The organism is Humibacter sp., assembly GCF_051954055.1.
Taxonomy (GTDB): domain Bacteria; phylum Actinomycetota; class Actinomycetes; order Actinomycetales; family Microbacteriaceae; genus Humibacter.
Genome location: NZ_JBQCIE010000122.1, coordinates 69862 through 92812, shown reverse-complemented (window position 1 = coordinate 92812; position 22951 = coordinate 69862). Strand labels below are relative to the sequence as shown.

20 protein-coding genes, 2 pseudogenes and 1 riboswitch are annotated in these 22951 nt (G+C 67.7%); of the genes and pseudogenes, 6 read left to right on the top strand and 16 right to left on the bottom strand.

What is annotated here, in order from left to right:
• The first annotated feature begins 2 nt into the window (after positions 1-2).
• A pseudogene (locus ACTHNC_RS16380) lies at positions 3-1456 on the top strand (GH1 family beta-glucosidase).
• Between the two features lie 6 nt (positions 1457-1462).
• Here the strand turns inward: ACTHNC_RS16380 and ACTHNC_RS16375 are convergent.
• The 4 genes from ACTHNC_RS16375 to ACTHNC_RS16360 form a co-directional block, all read right to left on the bottom strand.
• Entirely contained in the window at positions 1463-2068 is a 606-nt protein-coding gene (locus ACTHNC_RS16375) for an acyl-CoA-like ligand-binding transcription factor (RefSeq protein WP_440295686.1), read from the bottom strand.
• Complete coding sequence (locus ACTHNC_RS16370; protein ID WP_440295685.1) at positions 2049-3635, bottom strand: MFS transporter; 1587 nt, start codon at positions 3633-3635, stop codon at positions 2049-2051. Before ACTHNC_RS16370 ends, ACTHNC_RS16375 begins: the two co-directional genes overlap by 20 nt.
• 67 nt (positions 3636-3702) lie before the next feature.
• Entirely contained in the window at positions 3703-4650 is a 948-nt protein-coding gene (locus ACTHNC_RS16365) for an aldose 1-epimerase family protein (protein ID WP_440295684.1), read from the bottom strand.
• A 32-nt stretch (positions 4651-4682) separates the two neighbouring features.
• Positions 4683-5507, bottom strand: coding sequence for a DeoR/GlpR family DNA-binding transcription regulator (locus ACTHNC_RS16360; RefSeq protein ID WP_440295683.1), 825 nt, complete (start codon positions 5505-5507; stop codon positions 4683-4685).
• A 57-nt stretch (positions 5508-5564) separates the two neighbouring features.
• Here ACTHNC_RS16360 and galT point away from each other — a divergent pair, with 57 nt between their 5' ends.
• The 4 genes and pseudogenes from galT to ACTHNC_RS16340 all read left to right on the top strand — a co-directional run bounded on the left by galT (position 5565) and on the right by ACTHNC_RS16340 (position 9547).
• Positions 5565-6686, top strand: coding sequence for a galactose-1-phosphate uridylyltransferase (gene galT / locus ACTHNC_RS16355; RefSeq protein WP_440295682.1), 1122 nt, complete (start codon positions 5565-5567; stop codon positions 6684-6686).
• Positions 6683-7837, top strand: a pseudogene (gene galK / locus ACTHNC_RS16350) (galactokinase); the annotation flags it as partial. The gene galT and the pseudogene galK, both read left to right, overlap by 4 nt.
• A 111-nt stretch (positions 7838-7948) precedes the next feature.
• The gene (locus ACTHNC_RS16345; RefSeq protein ID WP_440295718.1) at positions 7949-8488 is read left to right on the top strand and encodes a gamma carbonic anhydrase family protein; all 540 of its coding nucleotides are present in this window, start codon (positions 7949-7951) and stop codon (positions 8486-8488) included.
• Positions 8489-8536: 48 nt separating this feature from the next.
• On the top strand, positions 8537-9547 hold the full coding sequence (locus ACTHNC_RS16340) for an NAD(P)-dependent alcohol dehydrogenase (protein WP_440295681.1): 1011 nt from the start codon (positions 8537-8539) through the stop codon (positions 9545-9547).
• Here the strand turns inward: ACTHNC_RS16340 and ACTHNC_RS16335 are convergent.
• From ACTHNC_RS16335 to ACTHNC_RS16325, 3 genes are read right to left on the bottom strand one after another with little or no spacing between them, the layout of a single operon-like run.
• Positions 9529-10029 carry a YbaK/EbsC family protein gene (locus ACTHNC_RS16335; RefSeq protein WP_440295680.1) on the bottom strand — a complete coding sequence of 167 codons (501 nt, stop codon included), beginning with the start codon at positions 10027-10029 and terminating at the stop codon, positions 9529-9531. The two genes, ACTHNC_RS16340 and ACTHNC_RS16335, sit on opposite strands and share 19 nt — an antisense overlap.
• 31 nt (positions 10030-10060) lie before the next feature.
• Positions 10061-10615 (bottom strand): cysteine hydrolase family protein, encoded by a 555-nt coding sequence (locus ACTHNC_RS16330; protein WP_440295679.1) that lies wholly within the window; start codon positions 10613-10615, stop codon positions 10061-10063.
• The gene (locus tag ACTHNC_RS16325; RefSeq protein ID WP_440295717.1) at positions 10612-12117 is read right to left on the bottom strand and encodes a purine-cytosine permease family protein; all 1506 of its coding nucleotides are present in this window, start codon (positions 12115-12117) and stop codon (positions 10612-10614) included. The genes ACTHNC_RS16330 and ACTHNC_RS16325 overlap by 4 nt, the downstream gene beginning before the upstream one ends.
• Before the next feature lie 179 nt (positions 12118-12296).
• Between ACTHNC_RS16325 and ACTHNC_RS16320 the strand changes: the two genes are divergently transcribed.
• Positions 12297-12701, top strand: coding sequence for a VOC family protein (locus ACTHNC_RS16320; protein WP_440295678.1), 405 nt, complete (start codon positions 12297-12299; stop codon positions 12699-12701).
• On the opposite strand, the gene ACTHNC_RS16315 is transcribed toward ACTHNC_RS16320, so the two are convergent.
• From ACTHNC_RS16315 to ACTHNC_RS16275, 9 genes are all read right to left on the bottom strand, one after another.
• On the bottom strand, positions 12702-13277 hold the full coding sequence (locus ACTHNC_RS16315) for a DUF6790 family protein (protein WP_440295677.1): 576 nt from the start codon (positions 13275-13277) through the stop codon (positions 12702-12704).
• Positions 13278-13381: 104 nt separating this feature from the next.
• Positions 13382-14260, bottom strand: coding sequence for a bifunctional methylenetetrahydrofolate dehydrogenase/methenyltetrahydrofolate cyclohydrolase (locus tag ACTHNC_RS16310; protein ID WP_440295676.1), 879 nt, complete (start codon positions 14258-14260; stop codon positions 13382-13384).
• Positions 14261-14265: 5 nt separating this feature from the next.
• Positions 14266-15591 carry a serine hydroxymethyltransferase gene (gene glyA / locus ACTHNC_RS16305; protein ID WP_440295675.1) on the bottom strand — a complete coding sequence of 442 codons (1326 nt, stop codon included), beginning with the start codon at positions 15589-15591 and terminating at the stop codon, positions 14266-14268.
• A 45-nt stretch (positions 15592-15636) separates the two neighbouring features.
• A riboswitch (ZMP/ZTP riboswitch) is annotated at positions 15637-15768 on the bottom strand.
• A gap of 40 nt (positions 15769-15808) precedes the next feature.
• Complete coding sequence (locus ACTHNC_RS16300) at positions 15809-16984, bottom strand: glycine C-acetyltransferase (RefSeq protein WP_440295674.1); 1176 nt, start codon at positions 16982-16984, stop codon at positions 15809-15811.
• Positions 16985-16994: 10 nt separating this feature from the next.
• Positions 16995-18041 carry an L-threonine 3-dehydrogenase gene (gene tdh / locus ACTHNC_RS16295; protein WP_440295673.1) on the bottom strand — a complete coding sequence of 349 codons (1047 nt, stop codon included), beginning with the start codon at positions 18039-18041 and terminating at the stop codon, positions 16995-16997.
• 73 nt (positions 18042-18114) lie between these two features.
• Positions 18115-19791: a DUF4091 domain-containing protein gene (locus tag ACTHNC_RS16290; RefSeq protein ID WP_440295672.1), complete on the bottom strand. Its 1677-nt coding sequence runs from the start codon at positions 19789-19791 to the stop codon at positions 18115-18117.
• On the bottom strand, positions 19791-20681 hold the full coding sequence (locus tag ACTHNC_RS16285; protein WP_440295671.1) for a carbohydrate ABC transporter permease: 891 nt from the start codon (positions 20679-20681) through the stop codon (positions 19791-19793). The genes ACTHNC_RS16290 and ACTHNC_RS16285 overlap by 1 nt, the downstream gene beginning before the upstream one ends.
• Positions 20674-21612 carry a carbohydrate ABC transporter permease gene (locus ACTHNC_RS16280; protein ID WP_440295670.1) on the bottom strand — a complete coding sequence of 313 codons (939 nt, stop codon included), beginning with the start codon at positions 21610-21612 and terminating at the stop codon, positions 20674-20676. Before ACTHNC_RS16280 ends, ACTHNC_RS16285 begins: the two co-directional genes overlap by 8 nt.
• Before the next feature lie 4 nt (positions 21613-21616).
• The gene (locus ACTHNC_RS16275) at positions 21617-22930 is read right to left on the bottom strand and encodes an ABC transporter substrate-binding protein (RefSeq protein ID WP_440295669.1); all 1314 of its coding nucleotides are present in this window, start codon (positions 22928-22930) and stop codon (positions 21617-21619) included.
• Positions 22931-22951 lie beyond the last annotated feature (21 nt).

Sequence of the window (22951 nt, the reverse complement as noted above, 5' to 3'; positions counted from 1 at the left end):
GTATGCCGAGCAGACGACAGTTCCTGGGCGCGGCAGGCGCCGTGGCGGCGGGCGGTCTCACGACCGCGGCGCTCGCCGGCTGCACGCCATCGACCCGCGCGAAGGCATCCTGGAGTCCTCCAGCGTCTCCCATGCGCTTTCCGAAGGGATACGTGTGGGGTGCCGCCACGAGCGCGTACCAGATCGAGGGCGCGTGGAACGTGGACGCCGCGGTCCGTCCATCTGGGACACGTTCTCCCAGGCGGGACTGGGACGGATCGCAGACGGCTCGACGGGTGACGTCGCCGACGACCACTACCACCGCTGGCGCACTGACTTCGACCTGCTGAAGTCTCTCGGAGTCGGCGGGTACCGATTCTCGCTCGCCTGGCCGCGCATCCAGCCGACTGGTTCCGGTGCGGTGAACCAGAAGGGCCTCGACTTCTACAAGCAGCTCATCGACGGGCTCGCCGAGCGGGGCATCCGACCGGCGATCACGCTCTACCACTGGGACCTGCCGCAACCGCTGCAGGATGCCGGTGGCTGGCCGCTGCGTGACACCGCAAACCGGTTTGCCGACTACGCCGACATCGTGTTCGCCGCGTTCAAGGACGTCGGCGCCGACTGGTACACGCTGAACGAGCCGAAGACGCAGGCGTTCAACGGCTACTGGTACGGCAGTCACGCGCCGGGGATCATGGACCCGAACCAGGCGGCGGCGACCGTGCACCACCAGCTGCTCGCGCACGGGCTCACCGTGCAGTCGTTCGGCGCGAACGGCGTGGCCGGCCGGGTCGGCCCGGTGCTCAACCTCACGCCGGTGAGCGCAACGGATCCGGCGGCGAAGCTGCCGACGAAGAACGTGGATGCCGTGCAGAACCGACTGTTCCTGGATCCGGTGCTGAAGGGCAGCTACCCCACGGATGCCATCGGCACCGAGAACGGGCAGCTCCCGGCCGACCCCGACCGGTTCGCCGCACTCGTGCAGGGTGGCGACCTGAAGACGATCTCCTCTCCCATCGGTGTGCTCGGCGTGAACTACTACGGCGTCGCCGGTGTCGACCTGAACGGGCAGATGGTGCAGATCCACCAGACGTCGGCGGCGAACTGGCAGCAGATCTGGGCGCCGGGACTCTATGAGCTGCTCACCCGCCTGAAGCGCGATTACAAGCGCGTGCCGCTCGTGATCACCGAGAACGGCATCCCGGACGACCCGATGCAGAACGGCCTGAACGACACGAAGCGCATCGACTACCTGCGCTCGCACTTCCAGCAGGCGGCACGAGCGATCGAAGCGGGCGTCCCGCTCGAGGGCCACTACGTGTGGGCACTGCTGGACAACTTCGAGTGGGCCGAGGGCTACACACAGCGCTTCGGGCTCGTGAACGTGGACTACCCCACTCAGAAGCGCACCCCGAAGAAGAGCTTCGGGTGGTACCGCTCGGTGATCAAGGCGAACGCGGTCGCCCCGAAGTAGGCATCCCTACAGGTCGAGTCCGTTCTCCAGGTACGCGAACGCCTCATCGATCAGTTGGAACATGTCCCGGTCCGGGTCATCCATCAGCTCGCCCAGCACGGCGAACATGCAGCCCACGATCGCGCCTGCGACAGTGCGCGCCTGGAAGTCGTCGGCCGGCCGCCCCGAACGTCGCGCGATCGCTTCGGACAGCAAGAGCATTCCCTGCGACAACTGGTCGAGCATCGCCGCACGCAGGGCCGGAACTCCGAGCATCAGGGGCAGCCGTTCACGCTGCTCCTGCCTCTGCTCGTCGGTCAATCCCCTCAGCGCTTCTCGCATCGCCGCCCGCATCGCTGCGATCGGCGACAGCTCGGCGGGCTGCGCGTTGTATGCAGCGACGATCCGCGGGTCGAACTCGTCGAAGAGCACGACCGATTCCTTGGTCGGGAAGTAGCGGAAGAATGTGCTCTCCGACACCTCAGCGGCGTCGATGATCTGATCTATCGTCGTGGCCTCGTAACCCTGTTGTGTGAACAGTCGAAGCGCGTGCGACTGGATGGATGCCCGTGTGCGCGCCTTCTTGCGCTCACGGAGCCCAGGTTTCGCCGGGTCATCCGTTCGGTTCGGCATATGCGGCCCTTCCGGTCGGGGTCTCGTCGGCTGATCCGGCCGCGCCGTCCCTTGCCCTGCGTGGAAGGATCACCACAGCCATGATGGCCCCGATCACCGCGATGCCGGCGGAGACGAGCAGGGAGACGCTCATGCCGTGCGTGAAAGCCGTACGCACCGCATCGGCGAGTTCGGGCGAGTGCAGCTTGGCCGCCATGGTCGCTCCCGCATAGACGCTGGTCTTCACGACGGATGCCGCACTCGGGTCCGCGGCGAGCGCCGGAATCGCCGAGAGCGGCTTCGCCAGCTCAGCGGTGTACACCGCGGCGACGACGCTCCCGAGGATGGCCGTGCCGAGCGGAGCGCTGGTCTTCTGCAGCGCCTGCACGATACCGGAGCCGATTCCGCTGCGCTCGGCCGTCAACTGCGACACCGCCGCTGACATCGAGGCGGTGAGCCCGAGCCCGGCGCCCGCACAGACGACGGCCATCCAGATCGCGATGTACACCTCACCAGTGGACCGAACGGTATAGGAGCCCAGCACCGATCCGATTGCGATCACGAGGAACGCGAGCGCCACGGTCGTCTTGTATCCGATCTTCGCGCTGATACGACCGGCGGGCAGCGCGCCGATCAGCATGCCGCCCACGAACGGCAGCAGGCGCAGCCCGGAGACGAACACGTCGACGCCCTGTACCGCCTGGAAGAACTGCGGCATGACGAACAGCAGCCCGACCATGCCCATGCCAGCGACTCCGGCGAGGGTCGCGCCGCCAGTGAACGCCCGCGAGCGGAACAGGCGCGTGTCGACGAGCGGCGCGCCGCCGCACCTGGTGAGCATGATCTCCCAGAGCACGAAGGCGGCCAGCACCACCAGCCCGACAGCGAGGGAAGCCACGGCCGTCGCATCCGTCCAGCCGTGCTGACCGGCCGCGATGATCCCGTAGGTGAAGACGACGAGGCCGGCGGCCGAGGCGAGGATGCCTACCACGTCGAGGCGCGAGCGTTCCCCGGCCGAGTCCGATCGCGACTCGGGGATGAGCAGCAGCACCGCGAGCAGGCCGATCACGACGACGGGCACATTGAGCAGGAACACCCAGCCCCACCACAGGTTGGCGAGCATCCAGCCGCCCACGATCGGTCCCAGCGGAAGGGAGAGGAAGTTCGCCGCCGCGAAGACTCCGACGGCCTTCGGGCGACTTGCCTCGTCGAAGAACACCGTGACCGCCGACAGCGCCATGACCGCAACGCCGGCTCCTGCGACGCCCATGACGAGCCGCGCGATCAGGAACTCCTCGGCTGTGGTCGAGTACGCGCAGAGAGCAGATCCTGCTCCGAATACGAGAAGGGAGGCGAGCAGCACCTTCTTGCGCCCGAACCGGTCGCCGAACAGGCCGACAGGCAGCACGGCCGCGGCGAGCATGAGCAGATAGCCCGCCGAGAACCACTCCAGCTGCGACTCGGAAGCGTGCAGCACCCCGGCGAGTGTCGGCAACGCTATCGACAAGACCGTTCCATCTATGCCGACCGCGAGCACGCTCAGGCTCACCGCGATCAGTGCCCACCACCTGCGGCGTTCCACACTCATGACAGTCACCTCCACATAGAGGTTAACTCTATTTTGGTGGTAGCTGTCTTTATTTCGGATTGCGCTGTTAGGCAGGTGTCAGCTGCGGCGAGATTCCCCAGCGCGCCTTGAAGGTCTCCCCCGGGCTCAGCCACCGCAGAGCCTGTCCGGAGTTAAGCGCGTTCGCGGGCGCCGTCATCGGCTCTACCGCCACCGCGACGCTGCCGCTCGGGAGCGCGGAGAACGACCGATTCGTGAACGCCTGCACGAAGCCGAAGGACTCGTCGCCCCAGAGCGTGACCGAGCGACCGTCCGGTGCCGTGAGCGAGTGCTCGGCTCGGCCCGCCTCGTGCTGCACGCCGCCGAACCCGTCGTCCAGCTTGAGGTCGCCCACCCTGCGTCCGTCCCGCAGGTCGTACTCGGTGCCCTCCACCGGATGCTCGTCGACCACATTCATGCGCTCGTCGACCTCGAAGTGCGTTGAGGCATCCAGGCGCAGCACGAGGTCCGCCGTGTCGACGCCGCCGACCTTGAGATATGGATGGGCACCGACTGCCACCGGCGCATCGCGCGTTCCCGCGTTCACGATCGTGTGCTCGACCGTGAGGCCCTCGGCGCTCAGGGCGTACCGCACCGTCGTGTCGAGCAGGAACGGATACCCGAGCTGCGGGTAGACGGTGGCCGAGAGCGTGACGGAGTCCTTCGTGCGCATCACGAGCAGGTATGGCGAGTAGCGCAGCAGGCCGTGGATGGCGTTGCCGCGCGTCGGCTCCGTGACCGCGAGCTTCTGCTCGGTGACCGAGCCGGACTCGTCGCGCCACCACCACGTGGCATCCTTGACCCGGTTCGGCCACGGCACGAGAACGATGCCGCAGCCGCCCGGCGGGGTCGAGGATTCGTCGAACGGCTCCGTGACGTCCACACCGCCGACCGCGTACGAGCGGATGCCGGCGGCCACCTGTGTGATCACCGCCCTGGCCTGCCCGTCGGGCGTTTCGCACGTGAGCTCGTACTGGTCACCGGTGGGAGCGCGCATCCTCCCAGCGTAGGCCGCGGCCCGCCCGGTCGTCAGGCGCGCACGACACGGGCGTGCGCCGCGCGGAGGGCCCGCAGCGCACGGGCATCCGCTGAGGCACCGAGGTAGACGGCCTCGAAGTCCGCCAGCTCGCCGATGCGGCCCAGGTGCACCTGTCCGGCCTTCGATCCGTCCGCGAGTACGACGGCGCGAGCGGATGCCTGCACCATCTCCCGCTTCAGCTCCGCCTCCGGCAGATTGATGTTGGTGACGCCGGCGCGGGCATCCACTCCGTTGCAGCCGATGAACGCGAGGTCGGCGTGCACGTGCGCGAACATGAGCGAGGCCAGCGGTGCCACGAGCGAGTGCTGCAGCGGCCGGAGAGTGCCACCGGTGACGATCACTTGCATGCGCGGAACGGCGTTCTCCAACTCGAGCGCGATCGTCAGGCCGTTCGTGATGACCGTCACGTCGTACAGGTCTTCGCGTCGCGCCAGCTCCCTGGCCAGCGCCATGCACGTGCTGCCCACGTCGACGATGACGCTCATGCCGGGCTCGACGAGCTCGACGGCCCGCCGGGCGATCGACAGCTTCTCGTCGGCGGAGCTCTGCAGAGCCTCCTCGAACGAGCGTTCGTGCAGCGGTCCGGTCACTCGCGGCATCGCTCCGCCGTGCACGCGGCGGATGCCCTGTGTCCCCTCGAGCACCGCGAGATCCGCACGCACGGTCACCTCGGAGACGCCGAATGTGTCGCTGAGCTCGCTGACGCGCACGAAGCCGCGATCACCGATCAGGCCGAGCATGCGCTGACGCCTGATGGTCGCCGGCGCACCGGCATCGGGTACGGCACCGGTGATCGAGGTGGGAACGTCCGCCACAGGAGCAACTTACGTTTGCTTTTGATTGGTTGTCAATCCGTAAGGTAGGGTCGTCGTGTGGGCACCATCACGAAACGCGAGCACCGGCTCGCCGACGGGCGTGAGCTCATCTACTTCGATGACGCCGACAGCACGCTGCCGGCCGATCGCGCGCCCGACCTCCGCGAGCTCGATCCTCGACCGCAGACGGCGCGCATGCGTCAGGACCCGCTGACCGGCGACTGGATCTCCATCGCCGCCGCGAGGCAGAACCGGGTGGTGCTCCCGCCGGCGGAGCTGGACCCGCTCGCGCCGCAGTCCCCCGGCAACCCGTCCGAGATCCCCAGCGATTACGACGTCGCCGTCTTCGAGAACCGGTCCCCCTCGTTCGGCCCTGCACTGGACGATCCGGATGCGCCGCGCAGCCTTGCCGACCTGGCGGAGGTCGGTATCGGGCGAGTGCGCACCTCTGTCGGCCGGTGCGAGGTGGTGTGCTTCAGCTCGAAGCACACCGGTGCGTTCGGCAGCATCCCGGCATCCAGGGCTCGCACCGTCATCGAGGCGTGGGCGGACCGCACTGCCGCGCTGTCGGCCATGGACGGCATCCAGCAGGTCTTCCCCTTCGAGAACCGGGGCGAGGCGATCGGCGTGACCCTCGGGCATCCGCACGGTCAGATCTACGCCTACCCCTACGTCACGCCGCGCACGCAGCGGCTGCTCGCCTCGGTGGAGTCGTACGGGCCGACGCTGTTCGGCGACATCCTGGACTTCGAGCGTGCCGGCGAGCGGATGCTCCTGGCCGGCGCGCACTGGAGCGCGTACGTTCCGTTCGCGGCCAGGTGGCCCATCGAGGTGCACCTCGTGCCGCACAGGCAGGTGCCCGACTTCGCCGCGACGACGGATGTCGAGCGCGACGAGCTCGCGACGCTCTATCTGCGCCTGCTGCGCGGCGTCGACCGGCTCTACGACGCCCCAACCCCCTATATCGCTGCCTGGCACCAGGCACCGGTGAACGTGCACCGCGATGACGTGCGCCTGCACCTACAGCTCACCTCGCCGCGCCGCGCTGCCGACAAGCTGAAGTTCCTGGCCGGGAGTGAAGCGGCCATGGGCGCGTGGGTCGGCGACGTGCCACCCGAACGGCAGGCGGAATCGCTGCGCGCGGCGATCGCGCTGGCAGACAAGGAGAACCCGGTATGACCGACCTCCGCGCGGCGGCTCGCGCGCGCTTCACGGAACTGTTCGGGCACGCTCCGCAGGGCGTCTGGTCGGCGCCGGGACGCGTGAACCTGATCGGTGAGCACACCGACTACAACGACGGATTCGTGTTCCCGTTCGCCATCGACCGGCGGACGATCGGTGCGCTCGCACTGCGCGATGACCGGGCGATCCGTGTCGCGTCATCGTTCTCCGATCACGTCGTGGAGACGTCGCTCTCCGACCTCGGCCCTGGCGGCGAGCGCGGCTGGCAGAACTACCCGCTCGGTGTGGCCTGGGCGCTGGGCCAGCTGGGTGCGGACCTCGACGCCGTCCCCGGCTTCGACCTCTACCTCGACTCCGCTGTGCCGGTGGGGGCAGGCCTGTCGTCGTCGGCCGCCATCGAGTCAGCGGCGGCCGTCGCTCTCAACGACGTCTGGCGGCTCGACCTGGACCGCAAGACCCTCGTCAAAGCCGGCCACATCGCCGAGAACGAGGTCGTCGGCGCTCCGACGGGCATCCTCGACCAGTCGGCCTCCTTGCTCGGCCAGGCCGACAGCGGCATCTTCATCGACTGCCGCAGCTTCGAGACCGACGTCATCCCGCTCGGGTTCGACGAGGCGGGACTCGAGGTGCTCGTGATCGACACGAAGGTTGAGCACGAGCACGCGGACGGCGGATATGCCGCGAGGCGAGCATCCTGCGAAGCGGGCGCGAGGACGCTCGGCGTCGAGTCGCTGCGGGAGGTGTCGATCGCGGACCTTCCGCGGGCGCGTGAGGTGCTCGACGGCGAGACGTTCCGCCGGGTGCGTCACGTCGTCACCGAGAACCAGCGGGTGCTCGACACGGTGCGCACGTTGCGCGAGCAGGGTCCGCGGGCCATCGGCGACCTGATGGATGCCTCGCATCGCTCGCTGCGCGACGACTTCGAGGTGTCCGTTCCGCAGCTCGACCTCGCCGTCGAGATCTCGCAGAACTACGGTGCGATCGGCGCACGGATGACCGGCGGCGGCTTCGGCGGGTCGGCGATCGCGCTGGTGCCGCACGAACTCGTGTCGCAGGTGGAGGCGTCCGTCGACGCGGCGTTCGCCGAGCACGGCTACACCCAGCCCGATCTGTTCGCGGTGGTGCCGTCGGCGGGGGCTTCGCGCGACCAATCGCGGCGCGCTGGAGCTATAAGCGGAGGCCTTTTCTGGCCTCCGCCGCGACGCCAGCGCCGACCGCCGTCTCGGCGGTCGGAGGAACTGAGCAGGCATAATCGCATCATGACCGCGCATCAGGATGCCCGCCTCACCGCACTTCCCGACCGGCCGCGGCCCGAGGTGGCCGAGTCCGCCTGGTCCGCGCCGGGTTCGCACCTGATCGGCGCCGTCACGCTGCACGAACGTGCGAGCGTCTGGTACAACGCGGTGCTGCGAGCGGACAACGAACCTATCGTCATCGGCGAGCGGTCGAACATCCAGGACAACTGCTCCTGCCACGTCGACACCGGCTTCCCGCTCACGCTCGGCGCCGGGGTGTCGGTCGGACACAACGCCGTTCTGCACGGCTGCACGATCGAAGACGACGTGCTGATCGGCATGCACGCCACCGTCATGAACGGTGCGGTGATCGGCGCCGAATCGCTCGTCGCTGCCGGCGCCCTGGTCACGGCGGGAACGATCGTGCCGCCGCGATCGCTGGTGGCGGGCGTGCCCGCTAAGGTGCGACGCGAGCTGAGCGACGAGGAGGTGGCGGGCATCCGTCGCAACGCCGAGGTCTACCTCGAGCACCTCGAACTGCACCGCGGCGGTGCGCGGATCTGACCGCCACGGACTCGACCCCAACACCAACACCGACTCGAAGGAGGCGGCATGACGAACCTCGCCGCTGTGATGACCGCGCTTGAAACGATCCAGCTGCAGGAGAGGACCGAGCCCGAGCCAGGGCCCGGCGAGGCGGTGGTCGCGATCCGCGCGGTCGGCGTCTGCGGGTCCGACGTGGCGTTCTTCAGGTACGGACGCATCGGCCCGTACGTCGTGGAGGGCGATTTCATCCTCGGACACGAGGTGTCCGGCGAGGTCATCGCCGTCGGCGAAGGCGTCACGAACGTGGTGCCGGGTGATCGCGTGGCCATCGAGCCGAGCGTGCCGGACTGGACGTGCGCCCAGTGCCGTGCCGGCCGCTATCACTTGTGTCCGAGCCTGCGGTTCCTCGCCACCCCGCCCGTGGACGGCGCGCTCGTGCAGCGACTCGCCATCGATGCTCGCACTCTGTTCGTGATGCCGGACTCCATGACGTTCGAAGAGGGCGCCATCGTCGAGCCCCTCTCCGTCGGGCTCTGGGGATGCCAGCGCGCGGGTCTGCGCCCCGGCGACGACGTGCTCGTCACGGGCGCCGGCCCGGTGGGGCTGCTCGCAGCGGAGGCGGCACGTGCCCTCGGCGCCCGAACGGTGACGATCACCGATGTGGTCCAGCCGCGGCTCGAACTGGCGAGCAAGCACGGCTTCGAAGTGGAACTCAGCGGTGCCGACCGCTCATCGCGTACGTTCGATGTGCTGCTGGAGTGCTCCGGAGCGCCGGGTGTGCTGGCGGACGGCCTGTCCCGACTCGGTCCCGCTGGTCGTGCCGCAGTGATCGGCATCGCGAAGCAGAACGCCGACCTGCCGCTGCACACGCTGAACTGGAACGAGATCACGATCTCGATGGTGAGCCGGTACCAGAACACCTGGCCGCTCGGCATCGCGCTCATCTCGTCGGGACGCGTCGACCTGACCGGCGTTCACACGCACAGCTTCACGCTCGCGCAGACGGCCGAAGCCCTCGCGATCGGAGCAGCCGACCCGACCGCGGTGAAAGCGATCATCTACCCGCAGGATGCCTGAGCCGCGGGCTCGACCTCGACCTCGGTGCCGCCGGTGAGCAGCACCAGCTGGTCGTACGTGAGCGGGAACACGGTGTGCGGATGCCCCGCTGCAGCCCAGATCTCGGGGTACGCCTTCAGAGCGGTGTCGACCCACGTGCGCAGCGGTGCAGGATGCCCGGTCGGTGCCACTCCCCCGATCACCTGTCCCGTCGCCTCTCGGACGGTCTCGGCGGAAGCCCGCTTCAGCGTGCCGCCGAGCCGCTCGCCCAGGTAGGCCGTGTCGACGCGGTGCCCGCCGGAGGTCATGACCAGCACGGGCTGGCCGTCGAGCGTGAACACGAGCGAGTTCGCGATGGCGCCCACCACGGTGCCGATCGACTCAGCGGCGGCCGCTGCCGTCGGCGTCGCCTCATCGAGCCAGCGCACCTCGCCCTGGATACCGTGCGCCCGAAGCTCGCGTTCGACCGCCTGCACGGCGGAGTGGGACGTGTCGATGCTCATCGGTCCAGCGTAGCGAGCGCCGGGACATCGCTCAGTGGATGGCCGCGAGCACCGCGTCCACGTCCGTCATGTCGATGAGCGGCGCATACAGAGCCATCGCGTCCAGCGCACGACGGTGGTCGGCGTCGGTGGCGCCGGCGCAGGCATCCGCTGCGATGCGAACGTGCACGCCCGCGTCGGCGGCCGGCAACGCGGTCGAGATCACACAGCAGTCCGTCGAGACACCGGCCAGCACGAGCTCTCGGCTTCCGCCGGTGGCCCGGTCCAGCGCGGAGCCCCACTTGCCGAACGTCGTCTCCGTCACGATCCCGTGCGAACGATCCGGCTCGTCGACCAGCCGGTACAGCGGATCGTCACCGGGCACCAGGGCCCACGGCCACGCGTCGTAGTACGCGCGCCACGCGCCCTGCGGTTGCACTGGCGCCACGAACCTGGTGTGCACGACGCGGTCGCCGAAGGCGGGGAGCAGCCGACGGATGCCCGCTCTCGCTTCCTCGAAGCGGGGCGTGAACCAGCCGCTCGCCGGGTCGCCGAACACGTGCTGCATGTCGATGACGACGAGCCAGGGATCGGCGTTTTCCGTCACGCGCGGGCATCCGTCTGCGATGCATCCGTCGCGCGTGTTCCACCGATCGGGGATGCGCCATCCGCCACTCGTTCGTCGTCGGGCAGTGCCTCCTGCCAGCGCACACGGCCGCGTCCGAAGAGGACGACGCCCACGTAGCCGATCGCGAGGGCGACGAGCACGCCTAGGTTCGCGCCGCCCCAGATGCCCTTGGTGCCACCGAGGCCGAACGGTCCGAGCAGGTACCCCTGCCAGTTCAGCCACGACAGGCCGTACGGGTTCGTGACCAGGCCCCAGCCGACCGCGGTGCCGAGGACGAGCAGGGCGATGGCGAGCCAGTTCCAACTCCCGTAGCGTCCACGCGAGTCGAACAGATCACGGTCGGAGTAATTGCGGCGACGCAGCGTGAGGTCGGCGAGGAACACGCCGCACCACGCGGCGATCGGCACTCCGAGTGTGATGAGGAACGCCTGGAACGGACTGATGAAGTCCGGAGCGAAGAACACGATGTAGATCGCGCCGGCGATCATGATCCCGCCGTCGATCAGCGCCGCCACCGGACGAGGGATGCGCACACCGGCGCTCAGCAGCGCGATGCCCGACGAGTAGATGTCGAGAACGGCACCGCCGATGAGCCCCAGCACGGCGACGACCGCGAACGGGATGAGGAACCAGGCCGGCAGGATCGTGGTCAGCGCGCCGATCGGGTCGGCGCCGATCGCCGCCGACAGCTTCTGCGACGAGCCGGCCAGCATGAGGCCGAAGACGAGAAGGATGACCGGCGCCAACGATGCACCGAACGTCGTCCACCCGACGACGCCGCCGGACGAGGATGTACGCGGCAGGTAGCGCGAGTAGTCCGCGGCGGCCTGGACCCAGCCGAGCCCGAATCCGGTCATCATGAACACGAATCCGCCGATCAGCTTCGGCAAGTCGCCTGAGGGCAGTTCCGCGAGCTTCGTGAAGTCGATCTGGTTCGCGACGAGGGCGATGTAGACGATGGTCAGCACCGCGGTCGCGATGGTGATGATCACCTGCAGTCGCATGATCACGTGGAAGCCGAACACTCCCCCGCCGATCACGAGCACCACGACGACGATCAGCGTGATCACCTCGGTGACCGTGCCGCCTGCGCCGCCCAGCTCCTTGAACACGGTCGTGGTCGCGAGCACCGCGAGCGCGACGAGGACCGTCTCCCAGCCGACCGTGAGGAGCCAGGAGATGATCGACGGCACCTTGTTGCCGTGCACGCCGAAGGCGGCGCGGCTCAGAGTCAGCGTGGGCGCCGAACCGCGCTTGCCGGCCAGTGAGATGAATCCGCAGAACAGGAACGAGACGACGATCCCGAGGATGCCGACGATCGTCGCCTGCCAGAACGAGATGCCGAAGCCGAGCAGGAACGAGCCGTAGCTCACGCCGAGCACCGACACGTTCGCCGCGAACCACGGCCAGAACAGGCCGCGCGGGCGTCCGCGACGTTCCGACTCGTCGATGGAGTTCAGCGCGTTCAGCTCGATGGACATGGCGTTCGGGCGAGGCGCATCGGGGCCCGGCGTGCCGGAGCCGGGCGCGTTGGCGCGGTCGTCGACGGTGGTCATGGCCTGGAATGTAGCGCAGGGGAGGTCTGAAAGCGATAGCGTCCGCGCACGGCGTTCGTCCTTCGCCGAGCAGGACTGTCGGTGGCGTGCGGCACGATCGCACCATGCAGATACAGCTCGCCATGGTCGTGCTCGAGGTGCGCGACCTCGATGCCTCGATCGCGTTCTACCGTCGCCTCGGCCTCGACATCCCCGACCCTGCCGGTGACCGCCCCATCGTCATCCACCGGATGCCGAGCGGCGTGAGCCTGCTGCTCACGACGAGCTTCGCCTCGGTCTACGACCCGGACTTCCGGCGTCCGTCCGGCGGCTACCAGCAGCTGCTGGAGTTCTACGTCGGTGAGGACGCGCTCGTCGACAGCGTCTGGGCGGAACTCACCGAAGCCGGTTATCACGGCAGGATGCCGCCCGCCAAGACCGCTGGCCCTTACGCGGCGATGGTCGACGACCCGGACGGGAACGTCATCCTGCTGACCTCTGACGAGGCCGCGAGCCCCGACTCACGCTGATCAGCTCGTCGCTTCCGACCACGCCTCCGGGTCGCGAACCGACGCGGTCTCGTGACGCCGCGTGGCCGCGCCGTGCCACCAGAGCAGCGCGAAGCCGATGAACGGCAACAGGATGTCGCTGTACAGAATGGATCCCGCATTGCCTGCCGCGGTGTTCCCGGTCGTGGCGATCTGATAGATGTGTCCTCCCGCGTCGCCCCAGAGGAACACCGCGGGTCCCAGCAGCGCGACGAACTTCACCATCAGGCCGCGGCGTCGCGAGAACGCCACGAAGCCCACGAGCGCGAAGCCGAGGCTCGCGAATGCGACCTCGAGCTGGAACGGGCTCTGCGCCCAACCGATGATCTTCGCGGTGAAGTCACCGAACACGCTGTGCATGAGGAAGTTGTACGCGTAGGCGACACCGACCGACAACAGCAGGAACTGATTCAGGAACGCTCCGCTCACGAACCCGGGTTCGTGTCTGTGTCGCGAGGCGAGCGAGATGATCGCCGCGGTGATCAACCCGACGACGAACAGCGTGACGGTCATGTTGCTGAGGATCAGCGTGATGGCAGCGGTCATGAACTCTTGCACGATTCCCCCTTGGACGTGCCGCCGTCAGCGCACACGGCGGCGGCACCGAGGCACAGCGTAACCACGCCGGAAATCATGCGGATACCCCCAAGACGGGGAGCCCGCTACAGGGCGCGTTCCGCAGCCTCCACGACGTTGGTCATCAGCAGCGCAACCGTCATCGGGCCCACCCCGCCGGGGTTCGGCGAGAGCCAGCCCGCGACATCCTCGACGCCGGGCGCCACGTCGCCGTACACCTTCGACTTGCCGGTCTCCGGGTCATCCTCACGGGTCACTCCGACGTCGAGCACGGCCGCACCGGGCTTGACGTCTTCCGGACGCACGAGATGCTTCACCCCGGCCGCCGCCACGATGACGTCGGCCTGCCGCAGGTAGAACGGCAGATCGCGCGTTCCGGTGTGCGTCAGGGTCACGGTCGCGTTGATCGCTCGCCGGGTGAGGAGCAGGCCGATCGAGCGTCCGATCGTCACGCCGCGTCCGACGACGACGACGTGCTTCCCCTTCAGGTCGTAGTCGTTCCGCAGCAGCAACTCGATCACGGCCCGTGGCGTGCACGGAAGCGGCGTCTGGATCGGCGCGTTCACGTTGAGCACGAGCCGGCCGAGGTTCGTCGGATGCAGACCGTCGGCATCCTTCGCCGGATCGATGCGCTCCAGGATGGCGTCAGTGTCGAGGTGCTTCGGCAACGGAAGCTGCACGATGTAGCCGTGGCAGTCCTGGTCGGCGTTCAGCCGGTCGACAGCCGCCTCGACGTCCTCCTGCGTCGCATCGGCGGGCAACTCGATCTGGATGGAGTTCATGCCGATCGCCTGCGACTGGCGATGCTTCATGCCCACATAGAGCTGCGACGCGGGATCCGCGCCGACGAGCACGGTCGCGATGCCCGGCACGACCCCGCGCTCCTTCAGGGCGGCGACGCGTTCCGTGAGCTCCTGCTTGATGGCGGCGGCGGTGGCCTTGCCATCGAGCCGAATGGCCGTCATGGGGCTCAGCCCTCGATGGAGGACGCGAGCTCGACCTGCTCGACGGGAAAGCCCGACGGTCCAAGACCCGGGTACAGCGGGAAGGCATCCGTCAGCTTCTGCACGCGGGCACGAAGCGCCGCGATGTCGGCGTCCTGCTTCAGCGCCAGCGCGATCACGTCGGCCACCTCGGTGAACTCGGCGTCCCCGAATCCACGCGTGGCCAGCGCGGGGGTGCCGATGCGCAGACCGGAGGTCACCATCGGGGGCCGCGGGTCGAACGGCACCGCGTTCTTGTTCACGGTGATGCCGACCTCGTGCAGGCGGTCCTCCGCTTCCTTGCCGGTGAACTCCGACGTGCGCAGGTCGACGAGCACGAGGTGAACATCGGTGCCGCCGGTGAGCACGTCGACGCCGGCATCCTTCGCGTCGGCCGCCGTCAGACGTTCGGCGAGGATCTGCGCACCGCGGATCGTGCGCTCCTGGCGGTCGCGGAACTCGTCGGTCGCCGCGAGCTTGAACGCGGTGGCCTTCGCCGCGATCACGTGCATGAGCGGGCCGCCCTGCTGACCGGGGAACACGTTGGAGTTGAGCTTCTTCGCGATGTCGGCGTCGTTGCTCAGGATGAAGCCCGAGCGGGGACCGCCGATCGTCTTGTGCACCGTGGAGCTGGTCACGTGCGCGTACGGCACGGGCGATGGATGCAGACCTGCGGCCACGAGTCCCGCGAAGTGCGCCATGTCGACCCAGAGCGTCGCACCCACCTCGTCGGCGATCGTCCGGAACGCGGCGAAGTCGAGGTGGCGCGGGTAGGCCGACCAGCCGGCGATGATCACCTTCGGCTTGTGCTCGAGCGCCTTTTCGCGCACGACGTCCATGTCGACTCGGAAGGTCTGCGGGTCCACTCCGTAGGATGCGACGTTGTACAGCTTGCCGGAGAAGTTGAGCCGCATGCCGTGCGTGAGGTGACCGCCGTGCGCGAGCTCGAGACCCAGGATCGTGTCGCCTGGCTGCGCGATGGCGCTCAGCACGGCGGCGTTCGCGGATGCCCCGGAGTGCGGCTGCACGTTCGCGTACTCCGCGCCGAACAGCGACTTGGCACGCTCGATGGCGAGGTTCTCGGCGATGTCGACGAACTCGCATCCGCCGTAGTAGCGACGGCCCGGATAGCCCTCCGCGTACTTGTTCGTGAGCACCGAGCCCTGCGACTCGAGAACGGCGCGCGGAACGAAGTTCTCGCTGGCGATCATCTCGAGATAGTCGCGCTGGCGACCGAGTTCGAGATTCAACACCTCGGCGATCTCGGGATCGACCTCTGCCAACGGCGCGTTGAAGGTGGGGGAAACGGTCATGCGCGGCTCCTTGCCTTTCGTGAGGCGGATGTCTTCACGTGTCATCGCGTCGGCCCAGGCGCGCGGCCGAATCCACCCTCGAATCTCGAAAGGTCAGGAGTCGCTCCCCGATGGTGAACCATCCGCGACGGGATCCGGATGCCCGGCCTCGTCGTTACGCCAGTTGCGACTGCTCCAGCATATCGTGGCGCGGGGACTACGCGGCGTCGCGCGGGGACTACGCCGCGTCGCGCGCCGCGACGAACGCGTCGACGCAGCGCCGCACCTGCTCCGGCGTGTGCGCGGCCGAGAGCTGCACGCGGATGCGCGCCTTGCCGACCGGCACCACAGGGTAGCTGAAGGCGGTGACGTACACGCCGTGGCGCTGCATCTCGGCGGCGATGCGTGCGGTGAGCGCGGCATCCCCGAACATGACGGGCACGATCGGATGCTCGCCGGGCAGCAGCTCGAACCCCGCCTCGGTCATCAGGGAGCGGAACAACCGAGCGTTCTCGGTCAGCCGCACGCGGGCGTCGTCCGAGTGCTCGATGAGATCTAGCGCGGCGAGCGTTCCCGCCACGATCGCCGGCGCGAGGGAGTTGGAGAACAGATAGGGCCGCGAGCGCTGCCGCAGCAGGTCGACGATCTCCTTGCGGGCGGAGACGTAGCCGCCGGATGCCCCGCCCAGTGCCTTGCCGAACGTTCCCGTGCGCACGTCGATCCGGTCCTCGACGCCGCAGAACTCCGGCGTGCCTCGGCCGTGCTCTCCGACGAAGCCCACCGCGTGCGAGTCATCCACGATCACCAGCGCGTCGTACTTCTCGGCGAGGTCGCAGATGCCCTCCAGGGGTGCGATGTAGCCGTCCATGGAGAACACGCCATCGGTGACGATGGCGCGGAAGCGGGCATCCTGCGACGCCTTCAGCTGCTCCTCGAGATCGGCGAGGTCGCGGTTGCGGTAACGCAGCCGCCGCGCCTTGCACAGCCGGATGCCGTCGATGATCGACGCGTGGTTCAGCTCGTCGGAGATGATCGCGTCTTCCGCGCCGAGGAGCACCTCGAAGAGCCCGCCGTTGGCGTCGAAGCATGACGAGTAGAGGATCGTCGCCTCCGTGCCGAGGAACTCCGACACCCTCCGCTCGAGTTCGAGGTGCTGCTCCTGGGTGCCGCAGATGAACCGCACGCTGGCCAGCCCGTAGCCCCACTCCTGCAGGGCGCGGGTCGCGGCATCCACCAGCTCGCTGCCGTCGGCGAGGCCGAGATAGTTGTTGGCGCAGAAGTTCAGCACGTCCTGGCCGTCCGCCTCGATCTCCGCCTTCTGCGGGCCCAGGATGCCGCGCTCGCGCTTGGTCAGCCCCGCTGCCTCGATCTCGGCGAGCTCGCTCGCCAGGTGCTCCTTGATGCGTCCGTACATGGATGCCCTCCTAGTTCAGCTGCGTCCAGTCCAGGATGACCTTGCCACCGTGGGCGGATGCGGCGGCCTCGAACCCGCGCTCCCACTCCGCGGCGGGCATCCGCTCCGAGATGATCGAGCCGATCGCCTCGCGGAGCACGGCGCTGGTCTGCAGCATGGCGCCCATCGCGTTCCAGGTCTCGAACATCTCACGGCCGTAGATGCCCTTGAGCGTGAGCATGTGGGTGACGACAATGCCCCAGTCGATGGCGATCGCGCCGGTCGGCAGACCGAGCATCGCGATGCTGCCGCCGTGGTTCATGTTCTCGATCATCTGCGGAAGCGCGCTGGGGGCACCGCTCATCTCGAAGCCGACGTCGAATCCTTCGCGCATCCGGAGCGTCTCCTGCGCACTGCGGATCGTGTTCTTCGACACGTCAACCGCCAGATCGGCGCCCATGCGCGTGGCCATCGCCAGTCGATCAGGGCTGATGTCGGTGGCGACGATGAACCTCGCGCCGACGTGCCTGGCGATCGCGACGGCCATCAGGCCGATCGGGCCGCAGCCGGTGACGAGCACGTCCTCGCCGACCAGCGGAAATGCCAGCGCCGTGTGCACGGCGTTGCCCAGCGGGTCGAAGATGGCGCCGACATCCGGGTCGATCGACTCGTGATGCACCCACACGTTCGTGCCGGGCAGCGTGAGGTATTCGGCGAACGCGCCGTCGCGCTGCACGCCGAGACCCTTGGTACGGATGCACATCTGCCTGCGGCCCGCGCGGCAGTTGCGGCACATGCCGCACACGATGTGGCCCTCGCCCGAGACCAGGTCGCCGACCTGCACCTCGTGCACGAGCGGGCCGACTTCGACGACCTCGCCGAAGAACTCGTGTCCCGGAATGAGCGGGGCGGCAACGGCGGACGCCGCCCAGTCGTCCCAGCGCCTGATGTGCAGATCGGTGCCGCAGATGCCGGTGCGCAGCACGCGGATCTTCACCTCGTCCTCAGCCGGCACCGGCTCCGGCCGATCCACCAGCTCGAGTCCTGGCCCGGCCTGGGCCTTGTAGAGCGCCTTCACGCCGTCGTCCTCCCTTGCGCAGACATCCTTGAAGTGTCTATCTCATCCGAGCCCTGCCTGGTGCTTGGTGACGTCACTGACGCATTAGGCGTGCGTTGATCGCCTCTCGCACGCTCAGATAGTGCACCGGATCGGCCTCGAAGCGGTTGAAACGCAACGCGCCCTCCGGGTCGATGAGCTCGGTCACCACGTCGGCGCCCTCGCGGTCCCGCAGCGCCTGCATCGCGCGGTGATCGGCCATGGCCTGCGCGAACACCCGGTACCTGATCGACGGCAACGGATGTCCGTCCTCGCCCGGGTACACCACGAACGGGTCTCCGCCGGGGAAGGCGCCGCCCGAACTCGTTTCGCGGAACGGGTCGACGAGCCGCAGCGAGTGCCACGAGTAGTAGAAGTTGAATCCCCAGTGCAGGAAACCCTGGATGCCGAACCGGAACAGTTGATGCCCGATCACCCGGTTCCTGGTGGAGGGCAGCGCGAAGAACCTGTTCGCCACATCACGGTCCTGGGAGACGCAGTAGTACGCCCACAGCTCGTCCGGCCGGTTCTCGAGGAAGGGTGCGATGGCATTCGTCGCGACGACGGGGACCGGCACGGCCCCGCTCTCGTAGAACGCGAAGTCGCTGAGGGCATCCACGATGCGGCGTCCGTCGAGCAGGTCGGCGACCACGTTCTTCGCGGCGAGATAGTTCGACAGCTGCCGCTCACCGTGCGGCTCGTCCGAGATGTGGAAGACGACCCTGCCGGGATCCGCGTGCTCATCGAGCACGGCCAGCAAGGGCGGAAGCAGCTGCTCGAGGAACGCGCGGTACGTCGGGTCGGTGGCGCGGACATCCCACCCGAAGAGCCTGACGGTCTCGCCGCCGCGGCCGGCATAGACCGCAGGCGTGAACTCGGCTCCCCACTGGGTGAACAGGTGCGCGACCTCCACACCGCGGATGCCGTTCCGCCGGCAGAGCTCCAGCCACCGCACGAGCCGCTCGAAGCCGAACCGGAAGGAGCCGTCCCCAAGGTCCTCGACCTCCACGAGCTGGACGGGCGTGCGGTAGTGACCGACCCCGGTGTCCAGCGGCGGTGTCCACACCGGCGCGAGCAGCGAGTTGACGCCCATGCCTGCGGCGGATGCGACGAAGCGCTCGAGAAGCGCCCAGTGCTCCTCGCTGAAGACCGGCATGCGATAGTGGTCGGCGATCGCGTCGGCGTGCAGCCAGTGGCTGTTCACGATGTCGAGCTCGGGCAGCCGCAGCGGCAGAACGGTGACGGTGACATCCTCGCGATACCACTCCCGTTCGGAGGAGTCGCGCACGACGAGAGTGACGGTGTGGATGCCGGCACGCACCTCGTCCTCGACCGTCACGTCGAACCACACGGCACGCCAGGCGCCGAACATCGGCCACAGCTCGCCGTTCTCCAGCGGCCTGAGCAGGTCAGGGAAGAGGCCGGGGGCGTCGCGGTCGTAGCCGTCGTCATGCCCGGGGAACGCCGGCAGCTCACACGGTACGAGCTCCACCCGATGCACGGTCACCAGGTCGGCCGATGGCCCCTCCACGCTGAGGCGCAACGGGGTCGGATCGCGGAAGTCACCGCCCACGGGTGGCTGGTATGCGAGCTGGAACGACGCGGTCTCACCGAGCGCCACGCTCAGCTGCACCCCGCGCGACCACGGCCGCGGTGCGGCATCCGGATACACCTTCTCGAGCGAGTCGCACAGCACGAAACTCCACGCCGAGCCGGTCGTCTCCTCCTCCATCACTTCAGCCCGCTGCGGCCGATGCCGGCCACCACGCGCTTCTGCAGCGCGACGAACAGGATGAGGATGGGCAGCATCGCCATGAGGCTCGCCGCCATCAGCACCGGGTAGTTGTTCGTGTGCACGCCCTGCAGGTTCGCCAGTCCAACGCTCAGCGGCGCCGTCTCCGCGCTGGAGGTGACGATCAGCGGCCACATCAGGTCGTTCCACGACCACAGCACAGTGATGATGCCGAGAGCCCAGAGACCGTTCGACGCGAGCGGCAGCATGATGTTCCAGAAGATCCGGAACGAGCTCGCGCCGTCGATGCGTGCGGCATCCTCCAGCTCCTGTGGCAGTCCCATGAAGAACTGACGCATCAGGAACGTGCCGAACGCGCTGAACACACCGGGAGCGGCGATGCCGATGACCGTGTTGAGCCAGCCGAGGCCCTGGATGATCTGGTACTGCGGGATCAGGTAGATCTGCGCGGGCACCATGATGATCGAGAGGATGACGCCGAGGATGATCCCCTTCGCCGTGAACCGCATCCGGGCGAACGCGTAGCCGGCGATCGAGCACAGCAGCAGCTGCCCGATCAGGCGAACGGCGGTGATCGCGACGGTGATCCACAGCTCCTGGCCGAACGGCATCTGCGCGAAGACATCCGCGTAGTTGTGCCATTGGAGCACGCCGGGCCAGAACGTGGGCGGCGCACTCTCGACCTGCTGGCTCGTCGAGAGCGACATGATCACCTGGTAGATCAGCGGCGAGACCATGACGATGCCGCCGATGAGCAGCACGGTGTGAGCGCCCCAGTTGGACTGCGTGCGCCCTCTGCCCCTCGTCAGCTCTCGCTCACGTGTCCTGTCGCCGGTGACGACGGCGACGGTGGTGAGGTTCTCAGACATAGTTCACCCACCTCCGCTGCAGCCGGAACTGCACCGCCGTCAGCACGGCGATGATCGCGAGGATCAGGATGCCGATGGCGCAGGCGTATCCCTGGTTGTTCTGGATGAACGCCTCGTTGTAGAAGATGTAGACGATGCTCTGCGTCTGCGGCATGGCGAGGTTCGCCTTGCCGAGCATGACGTACAGCAGGTCGAACAGCTGGAAGCCGTTCACCACCGTCATGATCATCACGAAGAAGATGCTCGGCGTGAGCAGCGGCACGGTGATGCTGCGGAACTGCCGGAACCGGGACGCCCCGTCCACCTGTGCCGCCTCGTACAGCTCCTGCGGAATCTCCCGCAGACCGGCGCTGATGATGATCAAGTTGAAGCCCAGCGACATCCAGAGCCCGACGATGGCGACCGCCACCAGCGCGAAACCCGGGGTCGCCAGCCAGTACGGGCCCTTGATGCCCACGAGCGAGAGAAGCCAGTTGACGGGGCCGAAGTCGCCGTTGAAGATCAGCCGCCACACGATGCCCACCGCGGCGGGCATCGTCACATAGGGGATGAAGTAGAGGGTGCGGTACAGCGTGCGGAACCGCATGCCGGGACGTTCGATCAGCGATGCGAGTCCGATGGCGATCGGGATGCCCAGCAGCACGATCACGGTGTAGATGGCGGTGTTCAGGATGGAACGCGGAATCTGCGGATCCGTGAACAGCTCCGCATAGTTCGCCAGCCCGGTGAACGTCGAGCCTCCGAAGACGCCGACGGTGGTGAAGCTCAGGTAGAACGTCTTGACGATCGGCCAGAGGTAGAACAGGGCGACGCCGAAGAGTGTCGGCACGATGAAGATCCATGGCCACGGCCCATCGGGCAGCAACCGGCGAAGCCGGGCCGACGATCTCGTCGACCCGGGCTTCGTCGCCTCGAGCGTTGAGGTGCTCATCGCGTCATTCCTTCGCGAGGGCCGCGTTCATCTTGTCGGCCAGCTGCTTCGCCGCCGTCGCCACCGGCGTCTGCCCCGCGAACGCTGCGGGCAGGATGTCGCTCTCGAACTGGTTCCACGCCGAGGTGTTCTTCGAGATCGGGTACGGTGACGCGGTCTTCGCCTCGTCGAGGAAGAGCTGCAGGTCGAGCCCCGGAATGGACTTCGCCCACACCGTCTGGCTCCCGTTGAACGCGGGGATGACGACGCCAGCTTCGGCCTGCACCAGGGCGGCATCCTTGCTGCCGAGGTATGCGACGAATGCGCGCGCGGCATCGGGCTGCTTGGTCGTCGCCGAGATGACGTTGCCGAGACCGTGGATGACGCACTGATTGCTGTTCGGTCCCTTGGCCAGCTGCACGACGCCCAGGTTGTCTCCGAATGCCTGGTGGTAAGGGGTGGTCTCCCAGTCGCCGTCCATGACCATGGCGAGCTTGCCTGAGGTGAACCAGTCGTTGGCGAGCGTGGTGGTCAGCTGCTGCATCGACGGCGAGATGCCGGCCTCGATGATGTCGGCCCAGAACTGCAGGCCCTTGATGGAGCCGGGAAGGTCGTAGCCGGACTTCTTGTGGTCGGGCGAGATGATGTAGCCGCCCGCCTGGAGCATGGTGTTGTACCAGGAGGTCTGACCTCCGGTCAGGTCGCCCGCGAAGCCGAAGACGCTCTTGTTGAAGTGATCGGAGACCTTCTTGCCGTTGGTCTTGAGGTCATCCCACGTCCACGATGACGTCGGCTCCGGCACTCCGGCCTTGGCGAGCAGATCCTTGTTGTAGTACAGCCCGATGGTGTCGAAGTCCTTCGGCACGCCCCAGAACTTGCCGCCCGCGGTGTATAGGTCGACGAGCGCCTTGGGGTAGTTGCTCGTCTTCACCGCCCCGGCTGAGACCAGGTCGTCGATCGGCAGCAGCTGGTTGTTCAGCGCGAACAGTTGGATGTTCGGGCCGTTCATCCAGAGCACGTCCGGCAGGTTCTTGCCCTGCGCGAGAGTCTTCATCTTGGTCCAGTACGCGCCGCCCGTCGACGGGGTCAGCTGGATGTTGACCTTGATGTTCGGATAGAGCTTGTTGAAGCCGGCGATGATCTTCTCCATCGCAGGCTGCTGGTTGACGTCCCAGATGGCGTAGCTGATGGTCGCCTTGAGGTCTTTCGACGGCGCCTTGTACGCACCGGACTGGGATCCTGTTCCTGACGACTGCGAGCTGCAGCCCGCGAGCGTGGCGCCCAGCCCGAGGCTGACGCCCCCGAGTGCCGCCAAGGAGAGGAAGGAACGACGGTCCATGATCGTTTCTCTTTCTTTGGT